The organism is Chitinimonas violaceus (genome assembly GCF_052601015.1).
In genome coordinates this window covers 59,508-77,906 of sequence record NZ_JBQXDJ010000018.1, presented here as the reverse complement: position 1 = coordinate 77,906, position 18,399 = coordinate 59,508, and the positions used below count along the sequence as shown (strand labels likewise).

18 protein-coding genes and 1 pseudogene are annotated in these 18,399 nt (G+C 55.4%); 8 read left to right on the top strand and 11 right to left on the bottom strand.

Features of this window, described 5'->3' with window-relative positions; translation table 11 throughout:
* Both ACUHMQ_RS08755 and ACUHMQ_RS08750 read right to left on the bottom strand, forming a co-directional pair.
* Window positions 1-107 (bottom strand): annotated as a pseudogene (locus tag ACUHMQ_RS08755) (IS5/IS1182 family transposase); the annotation flags it as partial.
* Window positions 108-225: 118 nt separating this feature from the next.
* A complete protein-coding gene (locus ACUHMQ_RS08750) occupies window positions 226-1,203 on the bottom strand; it encodes an integron integrase (RefSeq protein ID WP_445295076.1) in 978 nt (325 codons plus the stop codon).
* A 363-nt stretch (window positions 1,204-1,566) separates the two neighbouring features.
* On the opposite strand from ACUHMQ_RS08750, the gene ACUHMQ_RS08745 reads away from it, so the two are divergent.
* Window positions 1,567-3,489 carry a B12-binding domain-containing radical SAM protein gene (locus ACUHMQ_RS08745; protein WP_445295075.1) on the top strand — a complete coding sequence of 641 codons (1,923 nt, stop codon included), beginning with the start codon at window positions 1,567-1,569 and terminating at the stop codon, window positions 3,487-3,489.
* 252 nt (window positions 3,490-3,741) lie between these two features.
* On the top strand, window positions 3,742-4,482 hold the full coding sequence (locus ACUHMQ_RS08740) for a substrate-binding periplasmic protein (RefSeq protein ID WP_445295074.1): 741 nt from the start codon (window positions 3,742-3,744) through the stop codon (window positions 4,480-4,482).
* A 145-nt stretch (window positions 4,483-4,627) separates the two neighbouring features.
* Here the strand turns inward: ACUHMQ_RS08740 and ACUHMQ_RS08735 are convergent.
* The 5 genes from ACUHMQ_RS08735 to ACUHMQ_RS08715 form a co-directional block, all read right to left on the bottom strand.
* Window positions 4,628-5,414 (bottom strand): IS5 family transposase gene (locus tag ACUHMQ_RS08735; RefSeq protein ID WP_445295073.1). Its coding sequence is split into 2 segments (ribosomal slippage): window positions 4,628-5,156 and window positions 5,155-5,414, totalling 789 coding nucleotides; the frame shifts between segments, so codons are not numbered across the junction.
* A gap of 112 nt (window positions 5,415-5,526) precedes the next feature.
* Complete coding sequence (locus tag ACUHMQ_RS08730) at window positions 5,527-6,363, bottom strand: DMT family transporter (protein ID WP_445295072.1); 837 nt, start codon at window positions 6,361-6,363, stop codon at window positions 5,527-5,529.
* A gap of 189 nt (window positions 6,364-6,552) precedes the next feature.
* Entirely contained in the window at window positions 6,553-7,932 is a 1,380-nt protein-coding gene (locus tag ACUHMQ_RS08725) for a TRAP transporter large permease (RefSeq protein ID WP_445295071.1), read from the bottom strand.
* Window positions 7,929-8,483, bottom strand: coding sequence for a TRAP transporter small permease (locus ACUHMQ_RS08720; RefSeq protein ID WP_445295070.1), 555 nt, complete (start codon window positions 8,481-8,483; stop codon window positions 7,929-7,931). The genes ACUHMQ_RS08725 and ACUHMQ_RS08720 overlap by 4 nt, the downstream gene beginning before the upstream one ends.
* 153 nt (window positions 8,484-8,636) lie before the next feature.
* Window positions 8,637-9,641: a TRAP transporter substrate-binding protein gene (locus tag ACUHMQ_RS08715; protein WP_445295069.1), complete on the bottom strand. Its 1,005-nt coding sequence runs from the start codon at window positions 9,639-9,641 to the stop codon at window positions 8,637-8,639.
* Window positions 9,642-9,774: 133 nt separating this feature from the next.
* Here ACUHMQ_RS08715 and ACUHMQ_RS08710 point away from each other — a divergent pair, with 133 nt between their 5' ends.
* The 4 genes from ACUHMQ_RS08710 to ACUHMQ_RS08695 all read left to right on the top strand — a co-directional run bounded on the left by ACUHMQ_RS08710 (window position 9,775) and on the right by ACUHMQ_RS08695 (window position 14,043).
* The gene (locus ACUHMQ_RS08710; protein ID WP_445295068.1) at window positions 9,775-11,670 is read left to right on the top strand and encodes a sensor histidine kinase; all 1,896 of its coding nucleotides are present in this window, start codon (window positions 9,775-9,777) and stop codon (window positions 11,668-11,670) included.
* Window positions 11,667-12,266 carry a response regulator transcription factor gene (locus tag ACUHMQ_RS08705; protein ID WP_445295067.1) on the top strand — a complete coding sequence of 200 codons (600 nt, stop codon included), beginning with the start codon at window positions 11,667-11,669 and terminating at the stop codon, window positions 12,264-12,266. The genes ACUHMQ_RS08710 and ACUHMQ_RS08705 overlap by 4 nt, the downstream gene beginning before the upstream one ends.
* 35 nt (window positions 12,267-12,301) lie before the next feature.
* Window positions 12,302-13,093: a transporter substrate-binding domain-containing protein gene (locus ACUHMQ_RS08700; protein WP_445295066.1), complete on the top strand. Its 792-nt coding sequence runs from the start codon at window positions 12,302-12,304 to the stop codon at window positions 13,091-13,093.
* A 158-nt stretch (window positions 13,094-13,251) separates the two neighbouring features.
* Window positions 13,252-14,043 (top strand): transporter substrate-binding domain-containing protein, encoded by a 792-nt coding sequence (locus ACUHMQ_RS08695; RefSeq protein WP_445295065.1) that lies wholly within the window; start codon window positions 13,252-13,254, stop codon window positions 14,041-14,043.
* A gap of 32 nt (window positions 14,044-14,075) precedes the next feature.
* Here the strand turns inward: ACUHMQ_RS08695 and ACUHMQ_RS08690 are convergent, their stop codons facing one another.
* The gene (locus ACUHMQ_RS08690; RefSeq protein WP_445295064.1) at window positions 14,076-14,336 is read right to left on the bottom strand and encodes a hypothetical protein; all 261 of its coding nucleotides are present in this window, start codon (window positions 14,334-14,336) and stop codon (window positions 14,076-14,078) included.
* A 30-nt stretch (window positions 14,337-14,366) separates the two neighbouring features.
* Window positions 14,367-14,495 (bottom strand): hypothetical protein, encoded by a 129-nt coding sequence (locus ACUHMQ_RS08685; protein WP_445295063.1) that lies wholly within the window; start codon window positions 14,493-14,495, stop codon window positions 14,367-14,369.
* A 379-nt stretch (window positions 14,496-14,874) separates the two neighbouring features.
* Between ACUHMQ_RS08685 and ACUHMQ_RS08680 the strand changes: the two genes are divergently transcribed.
* Both ACUHMQ_RS08680 and ACUHMQ_RS08675 read left to right on the top strand, forming a co-directional pair.
* A complete protein-coding gene (locus tag ACUHMQ_RS08680; RefSeq protein ID WP_445295062.1) occupies window positions 14,875-15,291 on the top strand; it encodes a GFA family protein in 417 nt (138 codons plus the stop codon).
* A gap of 216 nt (window positions 15,292-15,507) precedes the next feature.
* Complete coding sequence (locus ACUHMQ_RS08675) at window positions 15,508-15,870, top strand: hypothetical protein (protein WP_445295061.1); 363 nt, start codon at window positions 15,508-15,510, stop codon at window positions 15,868-15,870.
* Window positions 15,871-15,900: 30 nt separating this feature from the next.
* On the opposite strand, the gene ACUHMQ_RS08670 is transcribed toward ACUHMQ_RS08675, so the two are convergent.
* Complete coding sequence (locus tag ACUHMQ_RS08670; protein ID WP_445295060.1) at window positions 15,901-17,124, bottom strand: aminotransferase class V-fold PLP-dependent enzyme; 1,224 nt, start codon at window positions 17,122-17,124, stop codon at window positions 15,901-15,903.
* 11 nt (window positions 17,125-17,135) lie between these two features.
* Entirely contained in the window at window positions 17,136-18,287 is a 1,152-nt protein-coding gene (locus tag ACUHMQ_RS08665) for an HD-GYP domain-containing protein (protein ID WP_445295059.1), read from the bottom strand.
* Window positions 18,288-18,399 lie beyond the last annotated feature (112 nt).

Below are 18,399 nucleotides of genomic sequence, written 5' to 3'. Positions count from 1 at the left end.
ATTCCCTCAACGGTCATTCGCAGATACGGCTTGTGGTAAATGGTTTGCTGAAGCAGAATTTTCTCCAGCTTCGACCAAAGCTCGTCACTGAGCATCAATCGGGGCATAGCAAACCCGCAGGGTGATTAGTATAGGAACCGTAATTCTGCGGGTTTGCTGCGCTTCTTCAATATACCGAAGTCAAAACGTCAACAGACCCTAAGAACCTGTTCACGAACTGTCACTTCACATCAACCGGTCAAGCGGACTAACTACCCCCTTTCCGCCTTGATTCAGCAAGAGCATATAGACCTGCGTTGTCGTCAGGTCTTTGTGCCCTAGCAAAGACTGTACGGTCCGAATGTCATAACCCGATTCCAATAAGTGGATGGCGAACGAGTGTCGTAGTGTATGCGGTGTTGCCTGTTTGCCCACGTCGCTCAGTGGCACTACACGCCGCATGGCACGCTGGACCTGCTGCTCGTCTATATGGTGCCGCACAACCGTCCCTTTACGTGCATCAACTGATCGGGCGCCCGCAGGGAATACATACTGCCACTCCCATTCTTTCGCTGCGTTCGGCAGTTTGCGCGCCACAGCATCCGGCACCGATGCCAGTCCAAAGCCTTCAGCCAGATCCTGCTGGTGTACGGCCTCCGCTTTGCTCAACTGATCCTGCAAAGGGGCGATCAACGCATTGGGCAGCAACGTCACCCTGTCCTTCCCGCCTTGCCGGTCTCTTACCAACACTTCGCCACGAGTAAAATCCAGATCGGCAACGCGTAGTCGACACCCCTCCATCAACCGCATCCCGGTGCCGTAAAGCAAGCGCAAAATCAACCCAGGTGTGCCATCCACCAACCCCAGGAGGCGTACTGTTTCCGCCACGGTAAGCACAACAGGCAGCTGCAAAGGTTTTTCAGCCCGAGATATCTCGTCCAGCCACGGTAGATCCAGACCCAGAACTTCCCGATATAAAAACAATAAAGCAGACAACGCGACATTTTGAGTGGCAGGAGACGCATTCCCATCTACAGCCAAATGCTTGAGGAAAGCCTTCATTTCCGGTTTGCCCATGGTCTGCGGCAAACGCCCGTTATGAAAATTCATGAATCGTCGAACCCATTGCAGATAAGCCTGCTCGGTTCGTGAACTATATTGCTTGCTCTGGATGCACTCACGGACTTGATTCAACAACTCGGTTGGTGAAACTGTCAGGGTCACGGCAACACTCGCTGTGTTGATGGAAAATCCAGTCTAGACCACGCGATAGATCAATTACACAAGCCAATATTTGCTTTCGTTCTATTGGGTTATCCGTCCAAAAGCACAGAATTAAGCGCTGTTTTTCCCATCTTTTGCCAACCGCTCCAGTTTGCTTCCCGTTCCTTGCAAAGCACTTCACTTTTTTTCATGCAACTCAAGACCTTATCGACGCCAGCTGGCACAATACGGCCCTTTTAGCCAATGGGCTTGGTTTAGATGATGTCGCAACGTGATGTGGATGGGTATTGGGCCATACAGCCCCAAAGCAAGTCTTGCTGTGGTGCAACCAGGCAACAAAGCAAAGGCAACGGGGGATAGCGCATGCTGAAAACAACCTCGCATGTGCTGTCGATCATCCCGCCGATGACGCAGCTCAATACCCCCTACCCTTCCACGGCTTATCTCACCGGTTTTCTACGCTCGCGCGGTGTCAATGCTGCACAAGAGGACTTGGCGCTGGCATTGGTGCTTGCACTTTTTTCGCCCCAAGGGCTGGCGCAGATACGCGATGTGATCGCAGCCATCCCGGTACGCGACCGTACTGCCTTGGTGCATGGCTTTTTTGAGCATTTCGATCTTTATGCCGGCACCATCGGCCCCACAGTGGCTTTTCTGCAAGGGCAGGATTCGACCTTGGCCCACCGGATATGCGGGCGGCGTTTCCTGCCGGAAGGGCCACGTTTCGATTCGCTAGATGTCTATGTCGACCCTAACGACCCTGATGGTGGCGACCCACTAGGCTGGGCATTTGGTGCACTCGGCCTGCAGGACCGCGCACGTCATCTGGCAACTTTGTATCTGAACGACGTCGCTGATGTCCTGCGTGATGCGATCGACCCACGTTTTGAGTTCGTCCGCTATGCCGAGTCACTGGCGCAGGCACAACCAACATTCGCCCCGCTGGCTGAAGCATTGGCTGCACCCAGCAATCTGGTCGACGATACATTACATACCCTGACGTTGGATGCACTGAAACGACACCAACCCAAAGTGGTACTGCTGTCCGTTCCCTTCCCTGGCGCCGTCTATGCCGCCTTGCGGATTGCTCAGAGCATCAAATCATACGACCCAAACATCGCTATCTGCCTGGGTGGTGGCTTTGTGAATACAGAACTGCGCGAATTGAAAGAACCGCGCCTGTTCGACTATGTGGACTACATCACCCTGGACTCCGGCGAAAAGCCACTTCTGGCGCTGCTTGAGCACCTGGATGGCAAACGATCACAGCAACGGCTGGTACGTACTTTCGTACGAGATACCGATACACACACTGTTCGTTACATCAACTTCATGGAAGCCGACATCCCCTTCGAGGAATGGGGAACACCTACCTGGGATGGTCTGCCACTGGATCAGTATCTGTCCTTGCTCGACATGCTCAACCCCATGCACCGGTTGTGGAGCGATGGCCGCTGGAACAAGCTGACCGTAGCGCATGGCTGCTACTGGAAGAAATGCAGCTTCTGCGATGTAACGCTCGACTATATCTCGCGCTATGAGACGGCTTCTGCTGCCACCTTGGTCGATCGTATCGAAGCCATCATCGCCGAAACCGGCCAGACCGGTTTTCACTTTGTCGATGAAGCCGCACCACCCAAGATGCTACGTGCACTTGCGGAAGAGCTGCTACGCCGGAATGTATCGATTTCGTGGTGGGGCAATATCCGCTTTGAGAAATCCTTCACACCCGAGCTATGCCAACTGCTGGCCGACAGTGGCTGCATCGCCATTTCAGGCGGGCTCGAAGTCGCATCGGACCGGCTCTTGAAACTGATGAAAAAAGGTGTTTCTGTCGAGCAGGTGGCGCGGGTAACCCATGGTTTCACCGAAGCGGGCATCCTGGTGCATGCCTACCTGATGTATGGCTTTCCCACCCAGACCGTGCAAGACACAGTCGACGCACTCGAATACGTACGGCAGCTCTTCGAAGCAGGTTGTATCCAGTCCGGATTCTTTCACCGCTTTGTCTGTACCGTTCACTCACCAGTCGGCCAAAACCCCGAGGAATACGGTGTCACGCTACAGCCCCTGCCTGAAATTACATTTGCCAAGAATGATGTCGGTTTCCACGATCCAAGCGGGGTCGACCATGCTGTGCTGGGCGAAGCGCTGAACAAAGCCCTTTACAACTTCATGCATGGCATCGCCGTGGACGAAGATGTACGCCGCTGGTTCAGCGGCAGGGCGCCACGCACCCAAGTACCGCACAACTTCATCGCCCGGGCACTGGCCGGTTCCCGCTAACCGGGTGCGTTGTACAAAAAAATGCCTCTTTGACTAGCTCATAAGCACAGCCAATTCAGTATTTCGCCTAGCTCTGCTAGAAGTACGACGGTGGTGTGGTTTTGATGCGTAATCGCGCAAAAGGTAGGGAACAAGACAGTGGATTTGCCTGCAATTTGCCGGGATTTGGCAATAATTCAGGCGTCATGCCAGCAACGCCTGAATCTACTGGCATTTGTTACCTCAGCCATTTCGACGAAAGCGCTTTTCACCATGATTCCGCGACAACAGCGTTGCTGGTTTGCATCACTCGCTTTGCTCTTCATCCCGCTGGTCTGGGGGGCCACAGAGAATCTCACCGCATATACCGAGGAATGGGCTCCCTACAACTACACGGAAGGTGGCGAAATAAAAGGTATCGCCACCGATATCCTGCGTGCCGTTTGCGCCGACGCCAAATTGAACTGCATTATCAATATGGTGCCCTGGGCCAGGGGTTATGCGCTTACCCTGAGCACACCCAATACACTGGTCTACACCACAGCCCGCAAAGCCGAACGCGAAAAAGCCTTCGCCTGGGTGGGCCCTATACTGCCCCGCGCTACCTGGGTCTATGCCCGCAGCGGTGTCGATGCCGTACCAGACAGCGTCGCTGCTCTACCGCATTTTCGCATCGGCGTCGTACGCGGCGAAGCGTCGACCACTGATTTACAGGCTGCCAAAGTGCCAGCGAGCTCCCTTGTCGTCGAAAACTCCGATGCAGGGGTGCTAAAACTGCTCAACGCCGGTCTGGTGGATGTCATGATCAACACCGAAGCTGGCATGGCCTGGAACCTGAAGCTGGCCGGCATGGAGCCTGGCGCGGTCAAAAAGCTCTTCAAATTCACCGATGATGGCGGCTATTACTTTGCCTTGAACCCGAAATCCGACCCGACCATGATCACCAATATGCAGTCCGCGCTTGATGCTATGCGCAAGGATGGGCGTTTACAGGCTCTTGTTCGGCGTTATTAGAACCTGATCTTACTGCGCAACTGTGATCAGGGCTTATGTGCTGCTCGAAATCCTCATGTACAAAAGTACATTCCGGTTTCTGCGCTGCTCTGCGCCCTGCTGACAGCTGCTCGCGACAGATCGTGAACAGGTTCTAAGAACCTGTTCAAAGTCTCCGCAGAAGAAGAGTCAGAAAGGCAAACTGAATGAATTGCAAACTGGTATCGAGCTTGCGCTCACAGTTCTTCCACAATCGACGGCACTTCTCCAACCACGCAAAAGAACGCTCCACTATCCAACGCTTCGGCATCACCGCAAACCGATGCAGCTCACTACGCTTGGCTATTTGCACTGTCGCCCCCACGCAAGCTTGCACACCCTGAGCAAACGGCTGACCCGTATAACCACTATCTGCCAGCACACTCAACACGCGACTCAAGTCAGCATGGCTGCCTTTTAGTGCTTCCAATGCACCACTTCGATCGGTGACCTCTGCCGTCGTTACCGCAATCGCATGGGGCAAGCCCAGCGTATCAACAGCAATATGTCTTTTGATCCCTGATACCTTTTTGCCTGCGTCATAGCCCTTCTGTCCCGCTGTATCCGTATTCTTTACACTCTGTGCGTCCACGATCAATAACGTCGGCGAGTCGTTGCGCCCCTGTTTCACACGGGCCGCGCCAACCTGATTTTTTTAATGCCTGTGTCAGCAGGCTACCGTCCTTACGGGGTTCACTCCAGATGCTGAAGTAGGCGTGGACGGTACGCCACTTTGGAAACTCGCTGGGCAACATGCGCCACTGGCAGCCACTCTTGAGTAGGTAGAGGACGGCACAAAATACGTCGTATAGGTCGACTCGGCGAGGACTGGTTTTTTTACGGGCGTTTTCCAGCAAAGGGCGGATGGCTTCGAATTGTTCGCGACTGATATCGCTGGGGTAAGGGGTTCTCATTGGGCAAGCATCGCCGGTCTGGAGCTAGATGAAAAGACTTTGAACAGGTTCTTAGAAAACCTAATCGCCAGCTCGACGGAACAATTACATCCAAAGGAGTTTGTCACAAGCACTAAACAGCCTGACGACTTCTTCCTAACCAAGCCCCGCCCAAAATCAACACCAACGCTACTGCAGCCTGCCAGGCAAACTGGCCAGCACCAAATAAAGCCAGCAACGCTGTCGACAACAGCGGCGTCAGATAGGCCATCGTACCGATCGCTCTCGCATCGCCACGCTTGAGCGCGGCATCCCACAGGAAGAACGAAGCGCCCATGGGCCCCAGGCCGAGCAAGGCCAGCCAACCCCATTCCACAGTGCTAAGCGTGTATGCCGGCTCCAGCACCACATGCGCCAGCAAGGACAATAATCCCGATGCGAGGCAAAATCCACCGATCGCCCCGGTTGGAAAAGGCGGTACACGACGCGTCAGCAAGGAGTAACTCGACCACATGAAGGCGGCAACTGCGGCAAGCAGATAACCTAACCCATGCTGCCCCTCTAGTGATAAGTCGCCCTTACCTAGCACAACTAATACACAACCCGACAAACCCAACATGCCGCCAATCCAGTGCCGGGCTTCAAGCTTGGTGGGCGGAAGCAGAATCGGCGACAACAGCACAATCAGCAAAGGCCAGAGGTAGTTGATCAGATTCGCTTCCAATGGGGGGGCGTAACGCAGTGCCATGAACAAACAGAAGTGATAACCGAACAGGCCATAACAACCCAGCAGCAAAGTCTTTACCGGCACACGCCAGTCACGCCAATGCGGAAGACCACACAGCCCGCCTATACACAACGCCAACCCCACCAACAGAAACGGCGGCACCTGCCCCAACCGTACAGACAACAGAGCAAGCGAACTCCATATCAGAATGGCGGCCAAAGCGTAAAGGGTTGCAGCAGACATGGGCGTACCCGTAAAAAATCGAGGTGCCAGTGTAGGCAGCGCACCCCATGGATGGAACTGCGGTAAACAGCAAGGACAGTCGACACTTTCAGCAACATCAAGCTATGTGTTAGGCGAACCCGACAGATTCACACTTGCGCTGCCCGCTCCAAGTCCAAAGCGCTATCTACCGCCTCTCGCAACTTACCGTTACATCATGCCTAGGTAAGTCGGCAGCCAGGTTGAAATCGCCGGCACATAAGTCACCAGTGCAAGGAAACCCAACATCGCCAACAGCCACGGCCATACCGCAATGGTCAGCTCGGTGATGCCCATCTTGGTGATGCCCGACGCCACATAAAGGTTCAAGCCCACCGGTGGGTGGCACATGCCCACTTCCATGTTCACCACGATCAGGATGCCAAAATGCACCGGGTTGATGCCCAATTGCATGGCGACGGGGAACAGGATGGGCGCGAAGATCAGCACAATGCTGGAAGGCTCCATCACGTTACCAGCCAGCAGCAACAGGATATTCACCGCCAGCAGGAAGGCAATCGGGCCCAGACCCATGTCCAACAGCCAGGCGCCCATGGCTTGCGGAATGTTTTCGTGCGCCATCAGGAAGGAGAACAGCACCGCATTGGTGATGATGTAGAGCAGCATGGCGCTCATGGCGGCCGAACTGGTCAAGATGCGGGGCACATCCTTGAGGCGCAGGTCCTTGTAGATGAACACAGCCACGATAAAGGCATAGACCGCGCTGACAGCCGCCGCCTCAGTCGGGGTAAACATGCCGGAGTAGATGCCCCCCATCACCACCACGATCAGCAGCAGTCCCCACACCGCGCGGCGGAAAGCCGTCCAGCGCTGCGCCCAGCTGGCTTTAGGCATGCGTGGATAGTTGTGCTTACGGGCACGGAACCAGGCGACGAATCCCAGCAGCACCGCCAGCATCAAGCCCGGAATCACCCCCGCCATGAAGAGAGCCCCAACCGAGGTATTGGTGGCGACTGAATACATCACCATCACAATCGACGGGGGAATGAGGATACCCAGCGCACCGGACGTGGTGATCACCCCTGCGCCGAACTGTTTGGGAAAGCCCTGCTTCACCATCGCCGGCAAAATAATCGCGCCGATGGCAACCACGGTAGCTGGGCTGGAACCCGATACCGCGGCGAACAAGGCACAGGCGAGCACCCCAGCCAAACCCAACCCGCCATGCCAGTGTCCGACCATGCTGGTCGCAAATTCGATCATCCGACGGGCCACACCACCGTGAGTCAGAAAATTCCCGGCGAGAATAAAGAACGGGATCGCCATGATCTCGAACTTCTCAATACCGGTGAACAGTTTGAGCGCCACCGATTCGATCGGCACTTGCGTCATGGTAAACAGAAAGGTCAGTACCGAGAGCCCCAGTGCGATCGAAATCGGCATGCCTGTCAGCATCAACGCGATCAAGAGGCAGAAAATCATGGCTTTCTGCCCACCCACCATGGTGACGGCGACCAGACCGGCGACGATGCCCAGCGGCCATTTCAACGACAAGGGCTTGATGGGAACAATTGCAGCAGCGTGGCTCATGCCGGTACTCCTTCTTCTTCCAGGCCATCAACGTGGCCGTGATCGTGATGAGGCAGCTCGCCGCCACGGATGAACTGCCATGCCACCTGGGCAAATCGGAAGCACATCAGGTAGGAACCCAATGGTACAGCGAGGTAGACGATCCAGATCGGTACTTCGAGATCAGGCGAGGTCTGATCGGTATGGGCGATATGCCAGACAAAACTCGCCCCCAACGTGCCGACGATACCGGTAAACAACATGCCGGCCCCCAGTGCGATCAGTACGAAAATACGTCGGTTCTTTTCATCCAGTCGGTTGACCAGCACATCCACACCGACGTGGATGCCGGTGCGAACACCATAAGCAGCACCAAACTTGGCCATCCAGACAAATAGATAGATACACAGCTCCTGTACCCAGGAAAGGTTGATGCCGAGCAGCCAGTCCTGCAGTCCGGGTATGGCAAAGCCCGACAGATAACGGTGCAGCACGGCAGTGAAGATAATCACGGTCGCCGCTGCCATCAGAAGCGCAATAAACGCCTCTTCCAGGTAGTCGAAATATTTCATAATGATTTCCAGATAAACGTCCGCAACGCGCGCTACTCATGGCCGTAACAACATCGGGTTGTTCACCTATTGCCCCGACCTGGGTACTTTGCTGGCGCGTGACATCGGCACACTCGGCAAAACCGTGTGTGCGTGTATCGAATGAACCAGGGATCAGTTGGCGGGATTGAAGCCAGTTTCTTTGTAAATGGATTGGATCAGGTCATTGCCAATACGGCTCGCCATCTGGGCGTGTACCGGCACCATTGCCTTTTTAAGCCCCGCGCGCTCAATTGGAGTCAGTGGCAGCACCTGCGTCTTACCCGACTTCTTCACGTTTTCGGTATCGACTTCATTCTCGCTCTTGGCGATATCGTTGGCGTACTTGGTGGCGTCTTTCATCGCGCTTTCAAGTTGAGTACGCACCGTGGAAGGCAAACCATCCCAGAAGGGCTTGTTCACAATCACCGCATAACCGAGATAACCATGATTGGACAGCATCAGATAAGGCTGCACCTCGTGCATCTTCTGGGTATAAAAATTCGACACCGGGTTCTCAGTCCCATCCACCACACCTGTCTGCAGAGCCTGATAGACCTCGGAGAATGCCATCTGCTGCGGAATCGAACCTAACGCCCGCATCTGGGCATCAAGGACTTTGGAAGACTGGATACGCATCTTCAAGCCCTTGAAATCGGCAGGTGTCTTTAAAGGCTTTTTGGCGCTGAACTGTTTGAAGCCATTGTCCCAATAGGCCAAACCCAGGATGCCCTTGCTATCGAGCTTCTTCAGAAGGCTCACGCCAACCGGGCCCTGCGTGACCTTATGTAGTTCTTCGTAGTTATCAAAGATGAAAGGCAGGTCGAAAGCCTCGAACTCCTTCACGCCCAGCGGGCCAAACTTGGCCAGCGATGGTGCCAGCATCTGGATCGCGCCAAGCTGCAAGGCTTCCAGTTCTTCCTTGTCCTTATAAAGCTGGCTGTTCGGATAGACCTCTACTTTGACCGCACCCCGGGTACGCTCCTCCGCCAACTTCTTGAAATACAGCGCAGCTTTCCCTTTGGGCGTATCGTTGGCGACTACGTGGCTGAACTTGATCACGATGGGGCCCGCTGCAAAAACAGCATTGGCAGAAAGTGCGAGCGCGAAGGCGGCCCCAAGCATGGTACGACGTTGCATGTTAATCCCCTGTTTATAAATATGGTCGAGCTGACTTTATTCTTCGCCAGCCCAGTACCAGAGCCAATTGTGGCTAGCCCACCTGTGGTTGTCCACAATGCGTTAGCGCGCTTGCTGCTCTACGATTAAACCCATGCAAGCCAAGCCGCCTTCTTCCCCCGCCAACCGGCAGCTTTGGCTGCTGCCGCGATTCACCCTGCTTCTGTTTGTCGTTTCCGTCATCGGCCTGTTGGCTTACCTACGTTACAGTGAACGTGCAGAAGCCCGACTTGTGTTGATCAGCGACGTACTTTGGATAGAACAGAACCTGCATTTCCAGTTCGAGCAGACTGAAGAGCGCTTGACCTCGCTGCTCAGTGCTGCACGGGAAGGCAATCTTGATGACGCGACATTCCAAGCACGGGCCCGGCTGATCAGCGAGGCCAGTTCGGCAATTGTCGGTGTACGTATACGCAGTGCCGACAAGGTCTATCATCGCGGCGAAGTCCTACCGGCCACTGGGCTCGAAGATGTGCGCAAACTGGCATTGGCCACGGGCAAGGCAGCCTATTCCGACGTACTGGGGAAGGATGGACGTATCGCTATCGTGATGCAGGCCCAAGGCCACGAAATTACTGCCCTGATCGCGCTGCCCCGCCTGCTCTCCACACAGATTCCCTGGTGGTTCGCCAACAAGTACCGGCTTGCCGTCATCGACTGGCGCGGCGACGAGGTCGCCAGCAAGTCCCATGTCACCGCCGATGATGAAGGGCTCAGCTACCAGCTCGACTTTGACCCACCTGGCCATGGTCTGTCACTGCAGGTAACGGCGTACTCAAGCCCTACGGGTATCGTGCAGAAAGGGCTGGTGGCCGGCGTCATCGTATTGGCAATGATTGTGCTGTACAGCTGGTGGCGGTTGCATCGTCAGGTGCAGGGCCGGCTCAGTGCGGAGCTTGCATTGCGCGAAGAACATGCCTTCCGCAATGCCATGGAAAGTTCGCTTTCGGTAGGCATGCGCGCACGCGATCTGCAAGGCCGGATGATCTACGTCAACCCTGCCTTCTGCCGCATGGTCGGTTATACGGCCGAGGAGCTGATCGGCTCCACGCCACCCTACCCTTACTGGAACCCGGACGATATCGCGAGCCACCGTGCGCTGAATGAAGCCGTACTGGCTGGCCTCGCCCCCAATGACGGCTACGAGCTTACCCTGCGTCATCGCGATGGCCATCTTGTCGTCACCCGTGTCTATACCACCCCCTTGATCGATGCAACCGGTAAACAGAGCGGCTGGATGAGTTCCGTGGTGGATATCACCTCGCAGAAAGCCGCCGAATTGCGTGAGCATGAGCACGAAGAAAAGCTGCGCCAGACCGGTCGCCTGATCGCGATGGGCGAAATGGCTTCCACCCTGGCCCACGAGTTAAATCAGCCGCTGATGGCCATGAGCACCTACGCGAGCGCGGCCCGCCAGTTTGCCGGGCAAGGCGAAGCCGCCATGCTCGACTCCACATTGAACAAGATCGCCGAGCAGGCTCAGCGTGCAGCGGGTGTAGTACGCCGTATTCGTGAATTCGTACGCAAGCACGCACCGCACCGTGAACCATGCGACCTGAATACCATTGCGCTCGATGCGCTGGAGCTGCTCGATTCCGATGCTCACGCGCGTGATGTGCGGATACGCCGTGAACTGGCCGAGGATATGCCACAAATCCAGGCAGACAGGGTCCTGTTGGGCCAGGTCATGGTCAATCTGCTGCGCAATGCGGTTGACGCCTGTAGCGAACAACCGCCAGAACGGCGCGATGTACTGCTAAAGACAAGTTACGACACCAATTCAGTGCACCTGACCGTATACGACCGTGGCCATGGTATACCCCCAAGTGCGGGTGAGCGCTTGTTCGAAGCTTTCTACACCACCAAGCCTTTGGGCATGGGAATCGGTCTGAATATCTGCCGTTCGATTATTGAACAGCACCAAGGCCAACTTGATTACGAGAATCTGCTTGAGGGCGGCACCGCCTTCCACCTGAGTCTGCCAAGATGAATACCAAACCTGTATACCTCGTTGACGACGACGCCGCTGTACGCGACTCGCTGGCGTTACTCCTACTCTCCCACGGCTATACGGTACGCGCCTTCGAAAGCGGAGAAGCCTTTCTTTCCGCCATACCGCCCGATAGTGACGGCGTGGTGGTATTGGACGTACGCATGCCGGGTCTCTCCGGTTTGGATGTCTTCGACCGATTGCGCCAGGACGACAGCGAATTGATCGTGCTTTTCCTCTCCGGTCACGGCGATATCCCCATGGCGGTGCAAGCTGTCAAACAGGGTGCGTTCGACTTCCTGGAAAAACCCTGCAGTGAACAAGCCTTGTTGGAAAAAATCGACGACGCCCTGGAAGTGGTTATGGGCCGGCAAACGTCGCGCAGCAATCTGACTGAAGCAGACAAACGCCTTGCGACCCTGTCGCCACGTGAGCGTGAAGTCATGGACAGGGTGCTGGCTGGCAAGCTGAACAAGCAGATTGCGGATGAACTGAATATCGCCATCCGTACCGTCGAGGTGCATCGCGCCAATGTTTTCGCCAAGATGGGCGTACGTTCGGCATTGGACTTGGCACAACTCCTTGCGGGACGCTAAATAGATAGCTACCCAACCTACAAGGGAAGCTTCAGATGAAGATCCTGTTAACTGTACTAGCGGCCGGCATTGCCTTCACGGCACAGGCAGATGACCTCGACAAGATCCGCGCCAAAGGCGAGGTTGTGATCGGTGTACGGGACAGCGCGCCACCGTTCGGTTTCTTCGACAAAGCGCGTGGCACCGTCTCGGGCTATGACATCGAGTTTGCGATGCTGGTAGCCCGCCAGATTGGTGTAAAGCCTGTATTCAAGACCATCGACCCGGCCGATCGCATCAAGGTGCTCAAGGATGGCCGGGCCGATCTCGTGATCGCATCGCTTGGTAAAACCGCAGAACGCGAAAAAGAAGTGGACTTCAGCCTGGGGTATTTTGTCTCCACGCAAAAGCTGGTCGCCAAGAAGGGGACGTTCAAGGACTTGTTGCAGCTGGACAAGATGACGGTCTGCGTTGCCACCGGCACCACCAACGGACCGAAGCTCAAGGCCATGTCGAAAAACATCAAGCTGGTCGAACAGGCGGATAACGCTGAAATGTTCAAGGCCCTGCAGGAGGGGCAATGCGATGCGGCATCAGGCGCGGAAGCAACCTTACTGGGCAACCTGGCCAAGATGCCGGGCAAGCAGGCCTATGAAGTACCCGATGTCCCCATTGCATCAGAAGCCTTCGGCATCGCGATGCGTAAAGGGGAGAAACGCTTACAGCAGCAAGTGAATGACGCACTGACCATGTCGGAAAACTCAGGAGAGGCGGAGAAGATCTTCGACCACTGGTTTGGCGCCGGTGCGGCAGTACAACTCCCCCGCTCGTTCAAAATCAGCCGGTAGTGCCGACATAAAAGCAACATTTCATTAAAGGGACTCGGACAAGCCGTCAAAAGATGACATATTCATAGGCATGGAACGACATCTGATGCAATGAATGTCCGTGCCTGTTTCTTCTCCATTGCAACAGCATTTCAACCAAGAACAAGGGACAAAACTCGATGCAAAAACTGCTGATACTGCTTGCCGCAAGCGGCGCGCTGATGGCCCAGGCGGACGACCTGGACAAAGTGAAGGAAAAAGGCGAGGTCATCATCGGTGTACGTGACAGCTCCCCACCTTTTGGGTTCTTCGACAAGGCAAAGGGAACGGTATCGGGTTATGACATCGACTTCGCCAACTATGTGGCGCGCAAAATGGGTGTCAAACCGGTGTTCAAGACCGTGGACCCAGCAGACCGAATCAAGGCGCTGAAGGAAGGCCGAGTTCAACTGATCATCGCTTCGCTGGCCAAGAGCGCCGAGCGTGAGAAAGAGGTCGAGTTCAGCGTGGGTTACTATGTTTCCACGCAAAAACTGGTTGCCAAGAAGGGTATGTTCAAAGGTCTGCTGCAACTGAACCAGATGACGGTCTGCGCACCCGCGGGCACAACCAATGCGCGTTATCTGAAGGATTTGTCACCCACGATCAAACTGGTCGAGCCTGCAGACTACGCAGAGTCATTCGCGGCGCTGCGTGACGGCAAGTGCGATGGGGTATCGGGCCCGGAAGCGACACTGCTGGGTAATCTGGCCAAAATGCAGAACAAGGAAGCCTATGAAGTACCGGATATCCCTATCGCCTCCGAAGCACTTGGTGTAGGTATCCGCAAGGGTGAAAAACGTCTGCAACAGGCTGTGAACGACGCCTTGGTCGATGCCGAGAATACCGGTGAAGCCGCCAAGATTTACGACCGCTGGTTTGGCACTGGCGCTGCCGTACAGTTACCGCGCTCATTCAAGATAAGCCGATAGCCAGAAACAGGGGGGCCTGCGAGCCCCCTAACTCACAACGGATCACGGACGACACCGGGCGTAGATACCACAACGTTTTTGCCCCGCAGAAAAGCCAGCTGATATTCGCGGCCATACCAGCCTTTTACGGTTTCATGGTCAAGCGCCAGAAATTCGCGGTAGCGGGGCACGATGCAGTAACCAAACGCACAGGCAAACTGAGCCAGGCCAAACACCACGTAAACCTGGGCCACAGAAAGCTGTAACAGCGCGGCTCCTGCTAACCCGGGCCCTATTGCGCTGGCAACCTGCATCACCGACAAGCCAAATGCGTAGCACCACCTTCATGGGCAATCCACCATGGCACAGCCACACGCGCAACCATCATTGCCCAACATCAAAACATCGCTGACCGACAGGGCCTGAAAGGGTTTACCTACGTGAACCAGGCGCTCACGTATTGCCATCAACATGCTTTTCTCTTTTTGATTTTTGTTGTGAGGCTTATGCAACGAAGCGGGGGAAAACCGGTCTAGCTATAAGCGAATGCGCACAGCATTTCCAAACGCTGATTTGATTACTTCAAATTGCCAGCGAACGATCTATATATTCTACTGATTTGTGGTTTGTACTGGCGTCAATCAGGTGCCCTTCCTATAGCTTGGGAGCCAGCTATCTGCCAAAGTCCGGTTTTCCTATGGGCCTGTTTAAAGTCTCGCGCTATTTCAGCGCCGTATTGCTGACGCGTAGCAGACTTAGCGCCGTTCAGCGCAATACTTCCGATATGCAGCCGACTTCGAACAGGCTCTGATCTCCATTACTTCAACCTCTATCCATCAGGAGATATATCCCATGCCAAACAGCGTCCTTGAAGGTGGTTGCCAGTGTGGCGCCATCCGTTACCAGGTAAGTGGTTCACCACTAGGCGCGGCCTTCTGCCATTGTTCGATGTGCCGTAAAGCCAATGCCGCACCCGCGGTTGCCTGGGCGCTATACAAGGAGGATCAGGTCCGTTTCCTGCATGAACGGCCGACTGAGTATCACTCCTCAACTGACGCCAAGCGGGGATTCTGCCCACGCTGCGGTACACAGATCAGCTTTGTCGCCAACTACATTCCCGGGCTGATCGATATCACTATCGGCAGCATGGACGACCCGAACGCAGTCCCTCCCACTGCCCACTATTGGGAATCCAAACGTCTTTCATGGGTACATTTTGCCGATCAACTGCCACGATATGTGGCATTTCCTCCGCACGAAATATCCTGAGAACCTGCCACAACCTTGCTGCCCAGCCTTGAACAGGTTCTGGAATTTACTCAAGTCTGCTCGCACCAGCGATATGGCACTTCCCCATGTAGCGCGATAGAACGCCAGCCTAATTGATGACAGACGTTTTGAGACAGAGGAGGTTTTAAACTACCAAGGAACTGTTCACACAGTACTGAGCCAAACTATTTCTCGAATCATTACTAGGTTGGCCTTGTGACAAGTATCGCTGCAGAAAGAATCTGGCACGCTGTTTCACCCACTGGGGCCAACAACACGCTTGTGCTGCGTGTTGGCCTGCCAAAACAGTATCCAGCGGGAGAATGGGGATGTGAGATCTCTCTTGGAGTATTGGAATCCATACCGGTCGTGATTTACGGTGTGGATGCTTGGCAAGCCATCGAGTTGAGCATGCTGTATGCCACCCGCCGGGTTGCCGAGTTTGCCAAGCAAGGATGGCGGTTTTCCTGGGAGCCGGGTGATGACCCTATCCACCATTCCGAGCTAGCCCTTAAGCCAGTATTGCAATACCGGTATCGACCAAAATGCCGTTGCCCCGAGTGGAACACAGGTCCGTAGCTGGTTACCTTGCCCCACTTTAATCCCTAGTCAACCATTCACCGTAGCGCGCATCGCCTGGGCAATCACATTCGCTGCCTGTTGTAGCTGAGCTTCGGTATTGAGCAGATCGGGGCAGAGACGCAGGCCTGCTGCACGGGCATCACCATTAATGCCGGCTTGCTTGAGCTGCTCAGCCAGTACCATGGGCGCGGCATGCGGAATGGTGATAAATGCACCGTAATGCATGGAAGCGCCAAAGCTGGCCACCCCCAGGTCTGCGAGGCTCTCCGCTAACTGCTGCTTCTGTAGTAACGAATACATACGTAAGCGTTCCACACCAAGCGCCCCTAGCAGTGCCAGACCAGAACGGGCTTGGTAAAAACCCATAGGGTTGAAAGTGGACTCAAGCCAAGCATCCCCGCCGCTGGCAAATTGCGGAGGCACCGGGCGTTGATAGGTGAAAGGGTCACGTTTGGCAAACCAGCCGGTATCCAATGTGGTGTGCTGCGGTTCCAGCAGCTGTGGAGCCACATAGAGCCAACACACCCCTGGCCCGCCGCGCAGGTATTTGTAACTGCCAGCAATGGCGTAATCGACCCCCAATGCCGCCAAGTCCAGTGGCAGCACACCATAGCTGTGATACACATCCAGCAATACCCGCACACCCAATGCATGTGCAGCCGCTATCACCGCCGGCAACGCCTCCAGGATTTGCCCGCTTGCAAAAAATACATGCGATACCACCAGCAAGTCCTTACCGGTCAATCGATCGATCAAATCATCGGCATGAATCAACCCATCGCTACGGGCAGCAACCCATTCCACATTGGCTCGCCCCTTGGCTACATACTGCTTGAGGATATGGTCGATGGAATCAAACTCGGCATCGGTAGTCAGCACCATCGGTACAGCCGCATAGCTGTTCAATACGGCCCTCAAACCCTGCCCTGCACTGGTCTTGGGAATAATGCAATCGGGACGGGCAGCATTCAACAAGCTGGCGGTACCGGTACGCCATGCCTGCATGGCCTCCCACCAGGGCCCCCATGCAGCATCCACCTCCTCGTACCAGGCATTGAGTCCCTCTGCGACATCATCCGCCAGCGCATCCAATGGCCGACCCAATGAATGGTTGGCGAGATAAATCTCTCGCCTATCACGATCCAATACCTTGGAGAATAAAGGTGCAATATGCTGGACGAGACCTGCCTCAGTCAGCGGACCATCGCCCAGCTGAGCGACAGCAGCAAGCAACGAGGATCTGGTGTCCACCCCGCTTGGCATCAGGTAGTAATGGCTGCAGGCTGCCGATAGGCCATGAGTAATGGCTTCAAGGGGAAGTCGAAGGCATCCTCCCCCCAAATGTCGGCCATATCGATCGATCCCAGCAATGCCTTACCACTGAGTGTGTCGACAATCGAGGTTTCGATAGGCTGGGTCTGACGGCGAATCGGTGGCTGATAGTTAGACCCATCCGGCGAGCGCAAAGCATGTACCCACGGCGCATCCACCCGATCTGTACGGTTACTGACCACCGCCACCTCGCCATTGGCCAGCAATACCAGGCTACCTATCGGGTAAACGCCCAGGGCGCGGATGAAGTATGCCCCCAGGGTCGCATCGAAATGCCGACCGCGCTCAATCAACACATCGCGCAGTACGAGGTGGGTATCGTCCATCTGCCGGTGTGCGCGTTCGTCAACCCGGGCGCAGAAAAGGTCCGCCAGCCCGATCAGCTGACTGGCCTGGGCTACCCGGCTGCCATACAAGCCGCAGGGGTAGCCAGATCCATCAATCATTTCGTGGTGTTCCAATACTGCTCGCAACCATAAGTCATCGACCACGCCCAGTTCCCGCAGCTTTTCCATCCCGGTGACCGGGTGGCGTACATCCTGTAGTGGGGTAAAGTCAGCCGAATCCACAACAGCCGCTTCGTCCCACCCCTGCAAGCAGATATTCATGGTCAAGGCAGCCGCCAAAACCGAGCGGGTATCGGCCTCATTCATATGCATGGCCTGCAACACGGCGGCAGCCACACAGGCTGTGTTGACTGCGTGCCGCACAACATAGCTTCCGCCACGCTGCAAAATCACCGTCGCAATCACGACATCAGGGTTACGGTGATAGGCGGTACTTAACATATCCGCCACTGCCGTCACCTCGGCTGCAAAATCCGTTTCCTTATTCGCACTTTGAAGCAATGCTTCCATCCGCCTAACAGCGTGCAGCACCATCTGCAACGGTGTTTCCGGCGTTTGATGCCAGGTAAGGTCAGCCTGCATGTAAAGGCCCAGCTCCAGCAAGCCCTCCAGCGCATCTGCAGATTCGATCCCGCTTCCTTCGGTAAACAGCAATGTCCCTTTCTGGCTATAAAGCGGCCACGGCAACGGCTGGCCAACCCCCAGCTCGCCTTCGCGTATTCGTCGCAGGATCATGGTTTCCTCCCCACCGATGTTGCAATGGCGCCGTTATCCGTGGGCGTCATCTGCTTTTTGGCTGCCGGACAAGTCTGTTAATCAAGCTCATACGCAGCAACCCATTACAGCT

What these genes read in the sequence shown, in the direction of transcription:
- ACUHMQ_RS08715 (WP_445295069.1), bottom strand. Translation starts at nt 9,641, where the DNA reads ATGCAACGTCGTACCATGCTTGGGGCCGCCTTCGCGCTCGCACTTTCT.
- ACUHMQ_RS08685 (WP_445295063.1), bottom strand. Translation starts at nt 14,495, where the DNA reads ATGTTGATGGCAATACGTGAGCGCCTGGTTCACGTAGGTAAACCCTTT.
- ACUHMQ_RS08700 (WP_445295066.1), top strand. Translation starts at nt 12,302, where the DNA reads ATGAAGATCCTGTTAACTGTACTAGCGGCCGGCATTGCCTTCACGGCA.
- ACUHMQ_RS08695 (WP_445295065.1), top strand. Translation starts at nt 13,252, where the DNA reads ATGCAAAAACTGCTGATACTGCTTGCCGCAAGCGGCGCGCTGATGGCC.
- ACUHMQ_RS08725 (WP_445295071.1), bottom strand. Translation starts at nt 7,932, where the DNA reads ATGAGCCACGCTGCTGCAATTGTTCCCATCAAGCCCTTGTCGTTGAAA.
- ACUHMQ_RS08680 (WP_445295062.1), top strand. Translation starts at nt 14,875, where the DNA reads ATGCCAAACAGCGTCCTTGAAGGTGGTTGCCAGTGTGGCGCCATCCGT.
- ACUHMQ_RS08745 (WP_445295075.1), top strand. Translation starts at nt 1,567, where the DNA reads ATGCTGAAAACAACCTCGCATGTGCTGTCGATCATCCCGCCGATGACG.
- ACUHMQ_RS08720 (WP_445295070.1), bottom strand. Translation starts at nt 8,483, where the DNA reads ATGAAATATTTCGACTACCTGGAAGAGGCGTTTATTGCGCTTCTGATG.
- ACUHMQ_RS08730 (WP_445295072.1), bottom strand. Translation starts at nt 6,363, where the DNA reads ATGTCTGCTGCAACCCTTTACGCTTTGGCCGCCATTCTGATATGGAGT.
- ACUHMQ_RS08705 (WP_445295067.1), top strand. Translation starts at nt 11,667, where the DNA reads ATGAATACCAAACCTGTATACCTCGTTGACGACGACGCCGCTGTACGC.
- ACUHMQ_RS08710 (WP_445295068.1), top strand. Translation starts at nt 9,775, where the DNA reads ATGCAAGCCAAGCCGCCTTCTTCCCCCGCCAACCGGCAGCTTTGGCTG.
- ACUHMQ_RS08740 (WP_445295074.1), top strand. Translation starts at nt 3,742, where the DNA reads ATGATTCCGCGACAACAGCGTTGCTGGTTTGCATCACTCGCTTTGCTC.
- ACUHMQ_RS08665 (WP_445295059.1), bottom strand. Translation starts at nt 18,287, where the DNA reads ATGATCCTGCGACGAATACGCGAAGGCGAGCTGGGGGTTGGCCAGCCG.
- ACUHMQ_RS08690 (WP_445295064.1), bottom strand. Translation starts at nt 14,336, where the DNA reads ATGCAGGTTGCCAGCGCAATAGGGCCCGGGTTAGCAGGAGCCGCGCTG.